Origin of the sequence: Tritonibacter sp. SIMBA_163 (genome assembly GCF_046535935.1) — a bacterium.
Lineage (GTDB): Bacteria > Pseudomonadota > Alphaproteobacteria > Rhodobacterales > Rhodobacteraceae > Epibacterium > Epibacterium scottomollicae.
In genome coordinates this window covers 1-264 of the sequence record NZ_JAWJBP010000617.1, presented here as the reverse complement: position 1 = coordinate 264, position 264 = coordinate 1, and the positions used below count along the sequence as shown (strand labels likewise).

Genomic DNA, 264 nt, shown 5'->3' with positions numbered 1-264 from the left:
AGTGGCAGCGATCGCGCATTGCTGAAATTGATAATCTCATTGAAAACTTTCAGCAAATGGCATTAGTTCTTTCTTATAAATTCCAAGAACTTTCTGAGGCAAAAGCAACCTTAGAAGCGCGAGTCAAAGAACGTACCAAAACCCTGACTCAATACAAAATTATTGTTGAAAATTCCACCGATGCCATCATGATTAAAGATCTCGATGGAACTTATCAATTGGTCAACCAAAGTGTTGCGGATTATCTCGGGTATCAACCAAGAG

General features: G+C 39.0%; 1 protein-coding gene. It reads left to right on the top strand.

The features are described 5' to 3' along the window. Positions 1-264: PAS domain S-box protein (locus tag R0J92_RS23775; RefSeq protein WP_411053486.1), on the top strand; the 264-nt coding region annotated here is incomplete at both ends.